The sequence below is a fragment of the Kribbella sp. VKM Ac-2566 genome (assembly GCF_004366005.1).
Taxonomy (GTDB): Bacteria; Actinomycetota; Actinomycetes; order Propionibacteriales; family Kribbellaceae; genus Kribbella; species Kribbella pratensis.
The window spans coordinates 540380-555413 of record NZ_SODT01000010.1 but is presented as its reverse complement, the minus strand read 5'-3'; the positions used below and the strand labels follow the sequence as shown (position 1 = coordinate 555413).

At 69.4% G+C, this 15034-nt stretch carries 10 protein-coding genes; 3 read left to right on the top strand and 7 right to left on the bottom strand.

Annotated features, from left to right (window positions below; all coding sequences use genetic code 11):
• Positions 1–4 precede the first annotated feature (4 nt).
• Entirely contained in the window at positions 5–2125 is a 2121-nt protein-coding gene (locus EV647_RS20995) for a transglycosylase domain-containing protein (RefSeq protein ID WP_134005382.1), read from the top strand.
• Here EV647_RS20995 and EV647_RS20990 read toward each other — a convergent pair.
• The 5 genes from EV647_RS20990 to EV647_RS20970 all read right to left on the bottom strand — a co-directional run bounded on the left by EV647_RS20990 (position 2122) and on the right by EV647_RS20970 (position 6277).
• Positions 2122–2457: a hypothetical protein gene (locus tag EV647_RS20990; RefSeq protein ID WP_134005380.1), complete on the bottom strand. Its 336-nt coding sequence runs from the start codon at positions 2455–2457 to the stop codon at positions 2122–2124. The genes EV647_RS20995 and EV647_RS20990 overlap by 4 nt on opposite strands.
• 80 nt (positions 2458–2537) lie before the next feature.
• Positions 2538–2762 carry a translation initiation factor IF-1 gene (gene infA / locus EV647_RS20985; RefSeq protein ID WP_133787024.1) on the bottom strand — a complete coding sequence of 75 codons (225 nt, stop codon included), beginning with the start codon at positions 2760–2762 and terminating at the stop codon, positions 2538–2540.
• Between the two features lie 2 nt (positions 2763–2764).
• Entirely contained in the window at positions 2765–3520 is a 756-nt protein-coding gene (locus EV647_RS20980; protein WP_134005378.1) for a GNAT family N-acetyltransferase, read from the bottom strand.
• Between the two features lie 188 nt (positions 3521–3708).
• A complete protein-coding gene (locus EV647_RS20975) occupies positions 3709–4548 on the bottom strand; it encodes an alpha/beta fold hydrolase (protein WP_134005376.1) in 840 nt (279 codons plus the stop codon).
• A gap of 118 nt (positions 4549–4666) precedes the next feature.
• Positions 4667–6277, bottom strand: coding sequence for a helix-turn-helix transcriptional regulator (locus EV647_RS20970; protein WP_134005374.1), 1611 nt, complete (start codon positions 6275–6277; stop codon positions 4667–4669).
• Positions 6278–6380: 103 nt separating this feature from the next.
• Here EV647_RS20970 and EV647_RS20965 point away from each other — a divergent pair, with 103 nt between their 5' ends.
• On the top strand, positions 6381–9812 hold the full coding sequence (locus EV647_RS20965; protein ID WP_134005372.1) for an error-prone DNA polymerase: 3432 nt from the start codon (positions 6381–6383) through the stop codon (positions 9810–9812).
• A 93-nt stretch (positions 9813–9905) separates the two neighbouring features.
• On the top strand, positions 9906–10484 hold the full coding sequence (locus tag EV647_RS20960) for a dihydrofolate reductase family protein (protein ID WP_134005370.1): 579 nt from the start codon (positions 9906–9908) through the stop codon (positions 10482–10484).
• A gap of 121 nt (positions 10485–10605) precedes the next feature.
• On the opposite strand, the gene EV647_RS20955 is transcribed toward EV647_RS20960, so the two are convergent.
• Positions 10606–11754, bottom strand: a complete 1149-nt coding sequence (locus tag EV647_RS20955; protein WP_134005368.1) for an NAD(P)/FAD-dependent oxidoreductase — start codon at positions 11752–11754, stop codon at positions 10606–10608.
• On the bottom strand, positions 11730–15020 hold the full coding sequence (locus EV647_RS20950) for a LodA/GoxA family CTQ-dependent oxidase (protein WP_134005366.1): 3291 nt from the start codon (positions 15018–15020) through the stop codon (positions 11730–11732). The genes EV647_RS20955 and EV647_RS20950 overlap by 25 nt, the downstream gene beginning before the upstream one ends.
• Between the last annotated feature and the right edge of the window lie 14 nt (positions 15021–15034).

Below are 15034 nucleotides of genomic sequence, written 5' to 3'. Positions count from 1 at the left end.
AGGTATGCGTACCGGCAGGGGCGGTCGCAGTAAAGCTCGCTCGTTGATTTTGTTCATCGGCGTGAGCGTGCTGTCAGGTGCCCTGGCGGCCGGCCTCGCGATCCCGTTCGCGGGCTTCGCCGGCCGGGGCTCCGAGCAGGTCGTGACGACCGTGGAGAGTCTGCCGCAGGAGTTCGAGAGCGAGCCGCTGGCCGTCCGCACGCGCATCCTGGCGGCGGACGGGACGCTGGTCGCGACCCTGTACGAGCAGAACCGGGTGCCGGTGCCGCTGAGTTCGATCAGCCCGATCATGCGCAAGGCGATCGTGGCGATCGAGGACTCCCGGTTCTACGAGCACGGCGCGCTCGACCTGAAGGGCACGCTGCGGGCGATGGTGCGCAACCAGAGCGGCGGCGAGGTGCAGCAGGGCGGGTCGAGCATCACCCAGCAGTACGTGAAGATGAGCCTGGTCGAGAAGGCGAAGACCGCGGCCGAGCGGGCGAAGGCGACCGAAGTCTCGTACAAACGCAAGCTCACCGAGTTGCGGTACGCGATCGGGGTCGAGAGCGAGCTGTCCAAGGACGAGATCCTCGAGCGGTACCTGAACCTGGCGAACTTCGGCGACGGCACGTACGGCGTCCAGACCGCGGCCCAGCACTACTTCCGGACCGCGGCCGACAAGCTCACGCTCCCACAGGCCGCGCTGCTGGCCGGACTGGTGAAGAACCCGTCGGGCTACGACCCGACCAACGACCTGGGCCGCGCCAAGGCTCGCCGCGACCTGGTGATCAAGCGGATGCTCGAACTCGGCGTGATCACGGTGGGGCAGGCGAACCACGCGCTCCGGACGCCGGTGATCGACCTGGCGAAGGTCGAGCCGGTGCCGAACGGGTGCGCCAACTCGCGGTACCCGTTCTACTGCGACTACGTGGTCTCCAAGCTGCTCGCGAACCCGGCGCTCGGCGCGACCGTCAAGGACCGCGACCACTACCTGAAGACAGGCGGGCTGCTGATCCGGACCTCGATCGACCCGAAGATCCAGGCCGCGGCGCAGGCGTCGATCGACAAGCACAGCAAGCGCACCGACTCCGCGATCGCCGCTATCAGCGTCGTCGAGCCCGGCACCGGCCTGGTGAAGGCGATGGTGCAGAGCCGCCCGTACGGCAACGGGAAGTTCCACACGAACTACAACTACAACGTCGAGAAGTCGTACGCCGGCGGGTACGGCGGGTTCCAGAACGGCTCGACGATGAAGGCGTTCACGATCGCGGCAGCGCTGTCCAAGGGCATCCCGATGGACTACCGGATCAACTCGCCGGACCAGATCGACCTGAGCAACAAGAAGTTCCGGACCTGCAAGGGCTGGACGCGTGACCCGACGTACCGGCCGAAGAACTCGACGCGCAGCGGGAACCTGACGATGGTCGAGGCCGCGCGGTACTCCACGAACACGTACTTCCTGCAGCTGTCGGAGCGGACCGGGCTGTGCTCGATCGCGACGATCGCGGCCAAGCTCGGGATGTACAACGGCCAGACCGGCGAGCCGCTCGACCAGGTGATCTCGATGACGCTCGGGGTCGGGTACGTGACGCCGCTGATGCTCTCGAACGCCTACGCGACGTTCGCGGCGCGCGGGAAGTACTGCGAGACGCTGGTCGTGACGTCGGTCCGGGACAAGGCGGGGCGTCCGATCCCCGGTCCCGGGATCAACTGCAAGCAGGTCCTCCCGCGGGCGGTCGCGGACGGCGTGAACCGGGTGCTGAGCGCGGTCATGATGCCGGGCGGGACCGGCGGCCGGCTGCGCTTCGGCACCCGCGACATGGCCGGCAAGACCGGAACCATCCAGCAGAACCTGGCCGTCTGGTACGCCGGTTACACCCCGAATCTGGCCGCCGCCGCGGTGGTCGCGGACGCGAACCTGCCGTACACCAACCTGATGTACCGGCACACGCTGAACGGCAGGGACATCGCCGACCCGACCGGCTCCGGCACCGCCGGCCCGCTCTGGCAGACCGCGATGCAGGGCGCCCTCCGCGGCCTCCCGGTCGAACGGTTCGTCGCGCCGCCGAAGAGGCTGATCGGCGACCCGAACCCGAAGCCGGCCGAGCCCGGGAAGAAACCCAGACCCAAGCCGAAACCGCGCTAAAGGGGTCTGAGGTCCGATCCCGGGACCCAGGTGATCTGCCCCTCCTGGTCACGGAACCGCCCCAGCCAGACCCCCTTGTCGCGGATCCAGACGTCCAGCTCGCCGGTCGACCAGGTCGCCCGCTGCACCGGCTGCGCGGGATCGACGTGCCGTACGGCGTCCGCCGCGCGGGGACCGTGGGCGTCGTACTGCACGTCGAGATCGGCGGCGAGCTCCCGCGCCTGCGCCTCGTCGTCGATACCTGTTGCACGCCACCCGTTGACCGCACCGTCCCAGACGCCGAACCTGTTGGATCCGTCGTCGGACGGCCGAACCGTGAACCGACCAAGCATGTTTTCAGATTACCGCTTCATCGAACACATGTTCTAGTCTTGATCCGAGCGGGAGGTGTGTGCGATGGGCGACAGTGCCGTCAGTTGCGGTACCGGAAGATGATCCGGCCCCGGGTCAGGTCGTAGGGGCTGAGCTCCACGAGGACGCGGTCCTCGGGGAGGATCTTGATGTAGTTCTTCCGGATCTTTCCGCTGATATGGGCGAGGACCTTGTGCCCGTTGGCGAGCTCGACCCGGAAGTTGGCGTTCCGGAGGCACTCGACGACGGTGCCCTCGACCTCGATGCCGCCTGCTGTTCTGGGCATCGTCAGGCCGCCTGTCCCGGCCGGCGGACCAGTTCCAGGCTGCAGCCCGTACGGCGCGCGCCCAGCCCCTCGAACAGCGCCAGCGCCGCCGTGTTGGTTTCGTCGACCTCCGCGGTGGCGGCTTCGAATCCCCAGCTGTGCAGACCGTCCAGCACGTGATCGAGTAATGCCCGGGCGATACCGCGCCGTTGCTCGGCCGCCCGTACGGCGACGAGCCCGATGCGCGGGCGCCGGGTCATCGTGGCTACCCGGACCAGGCCGACGTACCGACCGTCCCGCACCGCGACCGTGTAGTTCGACGGGTCGATCGGCCTCGTGCCGCCTTGCCAGGGCAGCACCTCTGCGGGCATCGTCTGGCAGCCGGCTCCTGCCTCGACCTCGTCGCGAATCGCCTGGTCCAACTCACGCAGCGGAGCCTCGTCGGCGGTCGTGATGACCACCCCCGATGGCACGGTCGCCCGGGAAGGGCCGGTGGGTACGACGAACTCCGCTTCGCGGCGTGATGTCGTGAATCCCGCGAGTACCCAATTGGTCAGGAGGTCGTGGTCCGTCTCGTCGACCACGGTGTACTGCGGTTGGTCAGCCACCATGGCGGCGGCGAGCCGGTTGAAGACGGTGTCGCGCCAGGTGTCGATGCTGAGGAAGGTCCGGCCGTCGAGGCGCCGCGTCGCGTGACCGCGGCCGACGACCAGGTCGTTCTCGATCGCGTGCCATTGGTTGCCGGCGACGCGAGAGATCGTGAAAGGCGAAGTGTGCATAGGTGTTTCCTTTCGGGAGTGCTTCTCGAGGCGCTCCCGGCGACACCTACGTCAATCGCCCGCCCGTGACCACGGGAAGGGGAGCACCCACTGCGCTACAGCGTTCATCGGGGCATCACCTCCACGTGCGAATGTCACGGACCACGGCACGGTACCAATCCGCTCACCACACCGGCCAGCCATTTACTTCAGACTGGTTGCCGGGCCGATTCGAAGAAGGAGATCAGTTCGTCAGCGAGAGGGCTCGGGGCGACCAGTGGAGCGAAGTGGCCGACGTCCGGCAGTTCACGGATGTGTACGTCGGTGACGTACTGGGCGATGTACCGGGCCGCGTCGGTGAACCAACTGTCGAGCAGGGTCTGTCGGCCCCGGAGGAGCAGGACCGGTACGCCGATCGTCCTGAGCGCCTCGGGGTCGGTGGATCGGGGTCCCTCGTAGGCCGCGTCGGCCTGGATGAACCGGAACATCGCCGGGGTGCAGCCTGCCCATCGCACGAAGAAGTCCCTCTCCTGCAAGGCGGCGACCTCCTCGTCGGTGCAGATCCACGGGGCGAACGCGCGCATCGCGTCCACGAAGCGCCCTTCCGCGGTCGCCGTACCCATTGTCGCCAGGGCGGCGAACGTCCGGGCGCGGTCTTCGTCTCGCATCACCGACATTACGGCGGGCTCGTGGGCGGCGACGGCCGCCACGGATCCGCTGCGTGCGGCCGCGCCGAGTACCCATGCTCCGCTGCCCGACCAACCCACCAGGCAGACCGGCTCTCCGATGCTCTCCACGAACGCAGCGACGTCCTCCTCCAGGCGCACGGGCGAGTGGTTCGGGTTGTCACCCGACAGCCCGCGGCCGCGGGTGCTGGGGAGGTAGCAGGTGAACCGGTCGGTGAGGTGGGGGAGGAGCGCCTCCCAGGCGAGGTCGCCGTCACCGATCCCGCCGTGGACCAGCACCAGCGCCGGCCCTCGGCCCAGCACTCGTCCGGCGATGTCGGTGCCGTCCGCGGAGACGGCTCGGTGGATCCGCTCGTCAGTCATGATGATCCCCTCCTGAACAGGTGCGTGTACCGAGACGGTAGGGCGCGCGCGGCCGCCCCGGCATCGGTGCGATTGACCAACTGCCGGCGAGCGGTCTACGCGGTTGTGCGTAGCCGCGTCACCGACCGGCTGTCAGCCCGTGGTCGATGGCGTAGCGCGCGGCCTGCGTCCGCGAGGCGACACCGATCTTGTGGAAGGCGTTCGTCAGGTGCCGCGCGACCGTGCGGTCGCTGATGTGCAGCGCCTGGCCGATCTCCCGGTTGGAGCGGCCGTCGGCCACGAGTGCCAGCACCTCGCACTCGCGTCCGGTCAACCTGTCGGGCGAGCCTGGTGGCTGCCGGTAGGCTCCCAGTCGCTCGAATGTCGTCTCGGCCCGCGCGACCTCCGCGGCGGCGGACGTCTCGTCGCCGAGCGCCCGATACGCGACAGCGAGCCGGACACAGATCGCGGCCGCGTCGTACGCCGCGCCGAGTTCGTGCCAGCGCCGGCACGCGTCGCGAAGTACGGGAAGTGCCTCCTCAGCGCGATCCTTGGCCAGCAGCACCGTGCCGTGTGCCGTGGCTGCCATCGCCTCGAGCCCCGACGTGGCGTACCTCGATGCCGTCGCTGCCAGCTCCGAGGCTGCGTCCGACGCATCGTCCAGCCGGCCCGCGGCGATCGCGATCTCGACCGCGGCAGACCAGAGCGGGGCCCGCCGCAATGGGTCGGGGCCGGCTGCGGCCACGGCCGAGCGAACCGCCGTCGCGGCGGCCACGGGCTGGTTCTTCCGGAGCTGCAAGAGGGCACGTCCCGGCTGCGGGTCCCGCCCGCGGGCATGTGCCTCGTCGTACGCATCGGCGGCGCTCGGGTCGCCACGCAACCGGCGTACCTCGGCTACCACGTACCAGGCCTCCGCGGCGTAGTCGATCCGGTTGACGTCCAGGTCTGCCGCGACCCGCAGCGCGGTTCGCTCGGCCTCGTCCCACTCGCCGCGGAGCAACTGAAGCTGGGCCCGGTGCACCGCGCACAAGCCTCCGAACGCGACGGCGGCGGGGAAGCCGGCCAGCCACTGCTCGGTCAGGCCGATCCAGCGGCTCATCCGGCGGATGTCGGCGACCTCGTGACAGGTCGCGATGGTGTGGCAGTAGAGGGTGCCCGATGCGAACGGGTCGAGCCGGCCGTCCAGGACGGTGACCATCGCCTCGTCGAGCAACTTCAGCCCGTCGGCCACCTGGCCGGACCTGATCAGGGCGCGGCCTTCGCCGTTCAGGCCCAGAGCCACCAGGTCGGGCTGGCCGAGCCAGCGGCCGAGATCCTGTGTCCGGCGGGCCGCCTCCGCCGCCGCCCCGGGCCGGCCGGCCTGCAGGTTCGCCTCCACCTCCGTCAGGTGCAGCAGGTATCCGTGCACCTTGCACTCGGGTACTCCCTGCAGCAGACGTCCGGCGCGGCCGATCCAGCCCATGCCCTGTGGCTCGTCGCCGCGTCCCAGGTGGAAGATGCCCAGCACCATGGCGGTCCATGCGGCCTCGACCGGCCGGGAGCCGGCCAGGAAGGCGTCGCACGCAGCGGCGTTCAGCCGCAGGGTGTCCTCGATCCGGCCGAGCCACCACGCGGCGTCGGCGTACGCGGCGAGATCGTCCGCGGTGAGCCGCTCGGTCGCGACCACGTCGAAGAGCGCCGCGGCGGTGGCCCAGTCCGTTGCCGTACAGGCCTGCCGCGCCAGGGTGAGGTTGTCCGTGTGCTCGTCCACCCGCCGCGTCCCCTCGACTTACCAGCAGGCTACCTCCCGGGGTTCGGGGCGCCGGTCGAACCTATGTTCTAATATGGTTCTAGGTGATGTTCGGGAGTGGCGCATGGGCTACGACAATCCGCCGATCAAGTGGTCGGAGCTGGAGCGCAAGCTGTCGGACCGCTCGCGCCCGGGCAGCCACGGCGGCCGTCCGGTCACGGGCGACGGCGGGGACAGCCCTGCGTGGTCGCAGCATCGTGGGCCGTATGTGCCTTCGAAGACTCTGGCCGCCAGGCCGGAACATTCGGTGCCGTACGCCGAGCTCCACGTCCACTCGAACTTCTCCTTCCTGGACGGCGCCTCGCAACCGGAGGACCTGGTCGAGGCCGCCGTCCGGCAGGGGCTGCACGCGCTGGCGCTGACCGATCACGACGGGTTCTACGGCGCGGCCCGGTTCGCCGAGGCCGCGGCGGCGTACTCGCTGCCGACCGTGTTCGGGGCGGAGCTGTCGCTGGGGCTGACCGGCCCGCAGAACGGGGTGGCGGATCCTGAAGGCAGTCATCTGCTGGTGCTGGCCGAGGGGCAGGAGGGGTACCACAGGCTGGCCGGTGAGATCACCGAGGCGCAGCTGGCCGGTGGGGAGAAGGGGAAGCCGGTCTACTCGTTGGAGCGGTTGGCTGCCAAGGGTCGTGACCACTGGGTCATCCTGACCGGATGCCGTAAGGGACTGGTCCGGCAGGCGCTGGAGCTCGGCGGGCATGCCGACGGCCCGGCGGCGGCCGGACGCGAGCTGGACCGGCTGACCGCACTGTTCGGCAAGGACCGGGTGGTTGTCGAGCTGATCGACCATCACGTCCCCGCCGACACCACGCGGAACCGGGTCCTGGCCGACCTGGCCGCCGACCGCGGCCTCCCGGTAGTTGCCACGAACAACGTTCATTACGCGACCCCGGCCCAGCACAAGCTGGCTGCCGCGCTGGCCGCCGTACGGGCCCGTCGCGACCTGGACGCGATGGACGGCTGGCTGCCGTCGAGCGGGATGGCGTTCGTGCGCTCCGGCGCGGAGATGACCGCCCGCTTCCAGCGGTACGACGGGGCGGTGGCGCGCTCGGTGACGCTGGCGGACCAGCTCGCGTTCGACCTCGCCCGGGCGAAACCGAAGCTGCCGCTGCGCGACGTGCCCGACGGTCACACCCCGATGTCGTGGTTGCGGCACCTGACCTTCGATGGCGCCGCCCGGCGGTACGGGACGCGCGCGGCGCGCCCGGATGCGTACGAGCGGCTGGAGCGGGAGCTCGACGTCATCGAGGAGAAGGGCTTCCCGGGGTACTTCCTGATCGTGCACGACATCGTGAAGTTCGCGCACGACAACGGGATCCTCTGTCAGGGCAGGGGATCGGCGGCGAACTCCGCGGTCTGCTACGCGCTCGGGATCACCGCGGTGGACAGCATCCTCTACAACCTTCCGTTCGAGCGGTTCCTGGCCACCACGCGCGCCGAGGAGCCGGACATCGACGTCGACTTCGACTCCGGACGCCGCGAGGAGGTGATCCAGCACGTCTACGAGAAATACGGCCGGCACAACGCGGCCCAGGTGGCGAACGTGATCTCCTACCGCCCGAAGTCCGCCGTCCGGGACATGGCCAAGGCCCTCGGGTACTCCGTCGGTCAGCAGGATGCGTGGTCGAAACAGGTGGACGGCTGGAGCCCGGAGATCACCTCGACCGAGCACGACATCCCGCCGCAGGTGGTGGGGATGGCGACCGAGCTGCTGAAGTTCCCGCGGCACCTGGGGATCCACTCCGGCGGGATGGTGCTGACCGAGCGTCCGGTCGGCGAGGTGGTGCCGATCGAGCACGCCCGGATGGACAAGCGCACGGTCCTGCAGTGGGACAAGGACGACTGCGCGTGGATGGGGCTGGTGAAGTTCGACCTGCTCGGGCTCGGCATGCTGGCCGCGCTGCAGTACTGCCTGGACATGGTCCGCGAGCAGCTCGGGGAGTCGTGGGAGCTGCACACGATCCCGCGGGAGGAGGCCGGGGTCTACGACCAGCTCTGCCACGCGGACTCGGTGGGCGTGTTCCAGGTGGAGTCCCGGGCGCAGATGGCGACTCTGCCGCGGCTGAAACCGCGGCGGTTCTACGACCTGGTCACCGAGATCGCGCTGATCCGGCCCGGCCCGATCCAGGGCGGCGCCGTGCATCCGTACATCCGCCGCCGGACCGGCGAGGAGCCGATCACCTACCTGCATCCCAAGCTGGAACCGGTGCTGGAGCGGACCATGGGCGTGCCGTTGTTCCAGGAGCAGCTGATGCAGATGGCGATGGCGGTCGGCGAGATCGACGGCGACGAGGCCGATCTGCTGCGCCGCGCGATGGGCTCCAAACGCGGGATCGAGAAGATCTCGTCGCTGAAGGACAAGCTGTACGCCGGGATGGCGGGCAACGGGATCACCGGGGAACTGGCCGACGAGATCTACGCCAAGATCGAGGCGTTCGCGAACTTCGGATTCGCCGAGTCGCACTCGATCAGCTTCGCGCTGCTCGTCTACTCCAGCACGTGGCTGCGGCTGCACTACCCGGCCGCGTTCCTGGCCGCCCTGCTCCGGGCGCAGCCGATGGGGTTCTACTCACCGCAGTCCCTGGTCGCCGACGCCCGCCGGCACGGCGTCGAGGTACGGCGTCCGCACCTGCATCTCTCCGGGGTGGACGCGGGGCTCGAACTGCTGGTCGAAGGGCAGGAGCGGACCGGGCCGACCGGGATGGACGAGTGTTTGGCGGACCCGCAGCCGTTGGTGGGTCCGTTCGATCCGAAGGCGCCGTTCGACACCACGGTGCATCGGCGGGACGGTGCGTTCGCGGTCCGGCTCGGGTTGTCCGAAGTACGCACCGTGGGGGAGAAGGGCGCGAAGCTGATCGTCGAGGAGCGGGAGCGGGGCGGGCCGTTCACCGAGATGGCCGACCTGGTCCGGCGTACCGGGATCACCGCAGCACAGGTCGAGGCGCTGGCGACCGCCGGGGCGTTCGACTGCTTCGGGCTCGACCGGCGGCAGGCCTTGTGGGAAGCGGGCCGGGCGGCCGAGGAGCGTCCGGGGCAGCTGGCCGGGATCACCGCGGCGGGTCCGCCGCCGACGTTGCCCGGGATGAGCGACATCGAGGCCGATATGGCGGACCTGTGGTCCACCTCGATCACCACCGAGAGCCATCCGATGCAACGGGTCCGCGACCGGCTCCGCGCCGACGGCATCCTGTCGGCGGCCGAGTTGAAGGCGGCCCCGAACGGCGCCCGCGTCCGGGTCGCCGGCGTGGTCACCCACCGCCAACGCCCCGCGACCGCCTCCGGCGTCACGTTCATGAACCTCGAGGACGAGACCGGCATGGCGAACATCGTCATCACCGTCGGCTGCTGGCACCGCCACGCCGCCGTGGCCCGCAACGCCGCCGCCATGATCATCCGCGGCCGCGTAGAACGCGCCGGCGAAGTAACCAACCTCTCCGCCGACCACCTCCAACGCCTCCCCCTGGCCGCCCGCACCAAATCCCGCGACTTCCGCTGACCGAGCGCATCGGTGTCGGATCGGGTGTGGGGAGTTCGTGGTAGGGGTGAGCGGCTGCTGCCGAGAGCGGCCGGCGTACCTGAGGAGAGCGTGATGACTGCTACCTATACGTTCGATGTCTTTTCCAGTCTTGACGGGTTCGGGGCGCACAACGGGGACTGGGGTGGGTATTGGGGGAAGCAGGGGCCGGAGTTTCTCGAGCGGCGGCTGGCTTTGTACGGCGGAGATGCGCGGATGGTGTTCGGCGCCACCACGTATCGGGCGCATGCGGAGATGCTGGCGGCGAGCGCCGAGGGTGACGAGGTTCGGGATGCGTGGGTCATGCGGATGCGAGAGTTGCCGGCGACGGTGGTGTCGAGCACGTTGCGGGAGCCGCTCGACTGGCCGGACGCGACGGTGGTGAGCGGTGACGTGGTCGAGATCGTTGCCCGGCTGAAGGAAGAGTCCGACGTACCGTTGCGGTCGCACGGCAGCTTGTCGTTGAACCGGGCGCTGCTGGCCGCCGGCCTGGTCGATCGCGTGCAGGTGACGGTGTTCCCGGTGATCACCGGACAGACCGGGGCGGATCCGATCTTCGGAGGAGCGGCCGACTTCGACCTCGACCTGCTCGAGACCCGCACCCTCGACGGCAACACCCAGGAACTCATCTACCACCCCACGCTGCACGTTTGACGCCCATGTGCGTCGAGTCGTGGCGTTTGGTTCATGTCCGAAACCGCGAGTCGTGGATCCTGGTCCGCGCGGGCGGCGTGTTCACAACCGTATTCCACGACTCGGTGAACAGGGCCGGGGCTCAGGCTGGGGTGGGGAGTTGTCGGCGGGTCCAGAAGGGGGTTGGGTGGGGGAGGGCTATGGCGTAGTAGTCGGCTCGGGTGGAGAGGTAGGTGGTGCACTCGGTGTTTCGGGTGGACTCGTAGGTGGTGAGGGGGATCGCGTCGGCGGGGTGGGTCAGTAGGCGGGCGGCTGTTGTTGCGGCGGCTTCGGCGGTGCGGAGGGCTCGGGGTACGCCGCTGCCTGAGATGGGGTCGACGGCGAGGGCGGCGTCACCGACTGCGAGCCAGGGGCGGATGTCACCGGGCCGGACGAGCCGATGACTGGCAGCCGAGTACACCCGCGGCGTGGTCGGCAAGCATGTTGCGGTGTCGACGCGGAGTGCGGTTGCTGTGGTGGATTCGAGGTGGTTGCGCCAGGGCGCTGAAGCGGCGAGGTTGTGGTGGCGGCAGATGTCGGCGTCGGTCATGAGCATGCCGACCATCACGTGCCCGGGAAGCGGCGCCGTGTACCACCAGCCGTCGGGGACCGACTCGATCAGCAGGTACTGCTCGGCTGAGACATCCACGCCGCTCCATTGAGCGGTGATCCCGACCAGGCGGTCGAAGGCGATCCGCCGCGCGCCGAGCGACCGCCCGATGGTGGCCGAGCGGCCGGTCGCGTCGATCAGGACTCGCGCAGTCAGGCGGTGGCCGTTGGAGCAGGTGAGTTGCCACCTGCCGTCGTACCGGGAGTCGATGAGGGACGTGCCGAGGGACACAGATGTTCCGGCTGCGGCTGCCGCGTCGCACAGCATCCGGTCGAACAACCGGCGATCAACATGCCAGCCGCTGCCGTAACCAGTTTCGAGATGCGAATGCGCAGCAGGTGCCGTGCTGCTCCAGATGCTCCGCGTGCCCCACGACGGCAAGGGGCCCAAGGCAACAAACCGCTCCCAGACCCCGAGGCCCTGCAACAGCGGCTGGATGCTCGGGGCAAGCGTTTCGCCGACGCGCGGCCGGTCGAAGCGACTGCGTTCCAGCAACGCGACGGAGAACCCAGAACCAGCCAGCCGCAGGGCGGTCGCTGCGCCGGCGGGACCTCCGCCGGCGACAACGACGTCGTACGCCGTGACCATGTCGACCATGTCGACCACGTCGAGCATGGTCAGCAGCCGCAACCGCGCAGGCACTTGCGGAGTGCGTCGAGGTCGAACCCGAGCCGCCGCAGCCGCTCGATCAGCTTCTCGTCGATGACCCCGTCCTTGAACAGGCACGACAACCACTCGCAGAACGCATCACCGCCAGGAGTAGTCGGTGGGGTGTCGCCGCCCCGCCACACCGCCGTCGTGAGCGTACGTTCCCGGGTGAACGGCCGTCCCACGCGAGTACGTCCGCGAGCGCGCACGCGGATCCGGTAGACACCAGGCAATGCCGTACCGAAGCTTGCCGCGAACTCACCGGCCGCAACCTGATCCAGAACGAGCGTTGCCGGCGATCCGTCAGGGCGCGTCACGTCGGCCCACACAGAAGGCTCGCCGTCGACCGGTACGCCGGACTGTGTGAGCGTCGCGTTGATCGTCACCAAGGCGCCGGGCTCGAAGGATCGCTGGTCGGCCGTGGCGCGCAGCGACACGTTCGAGTAGGAGTGCACCACCAGGCTGTACGGAAGACCACGCCGCCCGGGCTGCTCACCCTCGATCGGCTCGTTCGCGACGGCGAAGGCGCGCTCGAACTCGAACGGGCGCCGCGCGGGTGGGGCCGATCGCACCGGCTGGTTGGCGCGGCCGCGGAGGATCGACAGGTCGACGCCATCGGAGTCATCAGGGGTCCTCCCGGTATGCGGTCGCCCGATCGTCAGTAACGCGTGCCAGGTCCCGGCCTGGTCGAAACGGCCCGGCCGGAGCTGGACGGGCAGCGTGATCCGGTAGTACGCGACGCCGTCGCCGGTCACGTACCGCATCGCCGGCTCCGCCTGCGCCCGCCACGGTTCGATCAGCAGACCGTTCGGCGTCTGGAGCCGGAAGTCGACGGCCTCCGGACGTGGTGTCAGCAGTACGACGTCCACACCCGAGTCCCCGTCGGAGAGCTGGAACGGGATGCGGTGCACCGCACCGGCACTCAGCTCGCCGTCCGGGTCGAGCACCACCTCGGCGTTGCTGATCCCCGCCAGCACCTGCAGGAAGTACTTCTGCAACAGGAACCTGTTGTCGGTGGTGATCGCGCCGGTCACCAGCAGGTACCCGCCGTTGTTGCCGGAGATCGTCTGCAAGGCGGGCACGCTGATGTTCTGCGGCTGCCCGAGCCCGACGGCGTACGTGCGCTCGTTGATCTGCGCGGCGACGTCGGAGATCAGGCGTGGACTGTTCTCGATGCCGTCGGTGAGCACGACCAGCGATTTCACGTCGTACGGCGGTGCCGCGTCGAGCAGCGCGCGGCCCTCGAAGATGCCGTCGCCGATGGAGGTCGCGCCCTGCGGATCGAGGCCGGTGCCGTTGATCGTGTCGTGGGTCGCGTTGCGGTTCAGATCGGACAGCCCGCCCGCGCCGAGCTCGAGAACGGACTGCAACGGCTGCGCGTCCTCGTTGTAGCGGACGATGCCGACGCCGTCGCCTTCGAGCATCAGGTCGACGAAGATGTTCGCGGCCTGCTTTAGTGCCACGTGTTTGCTCTGGCCGTCGCCGCGGTCCTCACTCATGCTGCCCGAGCGGTCGAGTACCAGTGCGGTGGCCGCCGTCTTGCGCGCAACGGTGTTGCCGGTGACAGTCACGTCCCAGGTCTGACCGGACGCGGCTTCGCGGACCGTGAGTACCTGCGGCGGGATGGAGGACGGCGCCACGCCGGTCCTGTACACGACCCACAGCCGAGCGGTCGCCACACCGTTGGGCGCGGTCGGTCCGACCGCGACCGAAGTAGTGGCGGCGACCAACTGGGGATGCGCCGGCGTACCTCCGGGCGCGTAGTCGAGGGTGACGGCGGATCCGGGCGACAGCACCTCGAAGCTGATCGCCAGCGCGGCCTCGCGCACCATGCCCATCGGCCCCTGCGGTACGTCGATGAAACGTAACTCCGGCGTGAGCAGCGTGATGGACGACTCGTCGCAGTGCTCGACCTCGACGTGCTCGGCCCCTTGCTCGACGACGAACCCGAGGGTGTGCCACAGCGTCACCATGTCGTCCATGCTCGTGACGTCACGATCCCAGCGGGCCTGGCTGCCGGTGTCCTGCGCGATCACGTCGTTCGGTCGCGGCACCGGCCACCAGTTGTCACCGCACGCCTTGAAGTCGGCGTGCCACGGCAGCGCCATCGCCTGGCTGATCGTGCCGGCGGTGGACGAGATCCGGAACGCCGCGGCGTACGACGTCTCGATGATCGGCCGGTCGCCCGCGGACAGCCCGCCGGCCTCGATACCGGGGAAGAACGCGCCGCCGACACAGGCCTCGAGGGCCGCGCGATCCATACCGTCCGGGGTCAGGTCGGTCTGCGGCGCCGGTACGCCGGTCCAGTCCGCGGCGTAATTGCCGGCCTGCCACCGCTGCATGTGTGCGTACTGGGTCGGCGTCAGCGCGGAGTCGCCGCCGTTGAGCCTGGGCATGTCGCCGGGCGGTCGCAGCCGCGCGAAGATCGCGTCGACGAGCGGCTGCGACGTCACCGGATCCGGCCAGCTGTGCGCGCCGAAGATCCCTTCCACCCAGCGCATGTCGCGGGCGCGCTGCAGGATCGGATAGACGTCGTTCGTGTACGACGTCGTGGTCGGCGCCGGCACGAGTCCGAGGTCGATCATGTGCTGCAGGACCCGGTCGTAGAGCGTGGTCACACTGTCCTGGTGCGGGGCGAACTTCGGCGGCGCGACGATTGCCCAGGCGCTCTCGACCGGTGGCGTCGAGTTGTCCGAGCGCAAGGTGATCGTCGCGGTCACCGGTCCGTCCGACACGTCGTCGTACCAGCCGGCGTTTCCCCAGAAGCTGCCGATCACGTTGCCGGCCGGTGACGCGGCGGCGCCGTGCCCGCCGAGGACGAGCAGGTGGTTGTCGTCGTCGCTGCGGATCTCGCCGAGCGGTACGGTCACCGACGGCTGTCCGGAGAAGTCGATCGTGCCGGTGTCGAAGAGCTCCCGCTGGTCGGGCCCGGTCAGGGTTCGTGGGCCCGGGTCGATCGCTAGCTGACCGATCGGCTCGCTGTTGCCGCGGTTCGGGTGCGCGGCCTTGGCGTTCACCAGGTGAACGGTCCACGAGATCTCGGCGGAGGCGTCGTCGATCTCGTCCACGCTGCCGTCGTCGTGGTGCGCGAAGATCCGGAAGCGTGCCGCCTGCCGTTTGACGCGGCACTGGGCGTCCTTGAATCCGCCCGGTGGTTCCGGTCGCTCGCCGAGGTGCTCCGGTCCGACGAAGAACTCGTCCGGACTGTTGCCGACCCGGGCGATGCCGATCGCCGGATGGATCTTGTACGTCGTGGCCATTCGTTTCTCCCCCT

Excerpts from the sequence above, each read along its gene's own strand:
- EV647_RS20980 (WP_134005378.1), bottom strand. The coding sequence starts at position 3,520 with ATGCACACTTCGCCTTTCACGATCTCTCGCGTCGCCGGCAACCAATGG.
- infA (WP_133787024.1), bottom strand. The coding sequence starts at position 2,762 with ATGCCCAGAACAGCAGGCGGCATCGAGGTCGAGGGCACCGTCGTCGAG.
- EV647_RS20950 (WP_134005366.1), bottom strand. The coding sequence starts at position 15,020 with ATGGCCACGACGTACAAGATCCATCCGGCGATCGGCATCGCCCGGGTC.
- EV647_RS20965 (WP_134005372.1), top strand. The coding sequence starts at position 6,381 with ATGGGCTACGACAATCCGCCGATCAAGTGGTCGGAGCTGGAGCGCAAG.
- EV647_RS20990 (WP_134005380.1), bottom strand. The coding sequence starts at position 2,457 with ATGCTTGGTCGGTTCACGGTTCGGCCGTCCGACGACGGATCCAACAGG.
- EV647_RS20975 (WP_134005376.1), bottom strand. The coding sequence starts at position 4,548 with ATGACTGACGAGCGGATCCACCGAGCCGTCTCCGCGGACGGCACCGAC.
- EV647_RS20960 (WP_134005370.1), top strand. The coding sequence starts at position 9,906 with ATGACTGCTACCTATACGTTCGATGTCTTTTCCAGTCTTGACGGGTTC.
- EV647_RS20995 (WP_134005382.1), top strand. The coding sequence starts at position 5 with ATGCGTACCGGCAGGGGCGGTCGCAGTAAAGCTCGCTCGTTGATTTTG.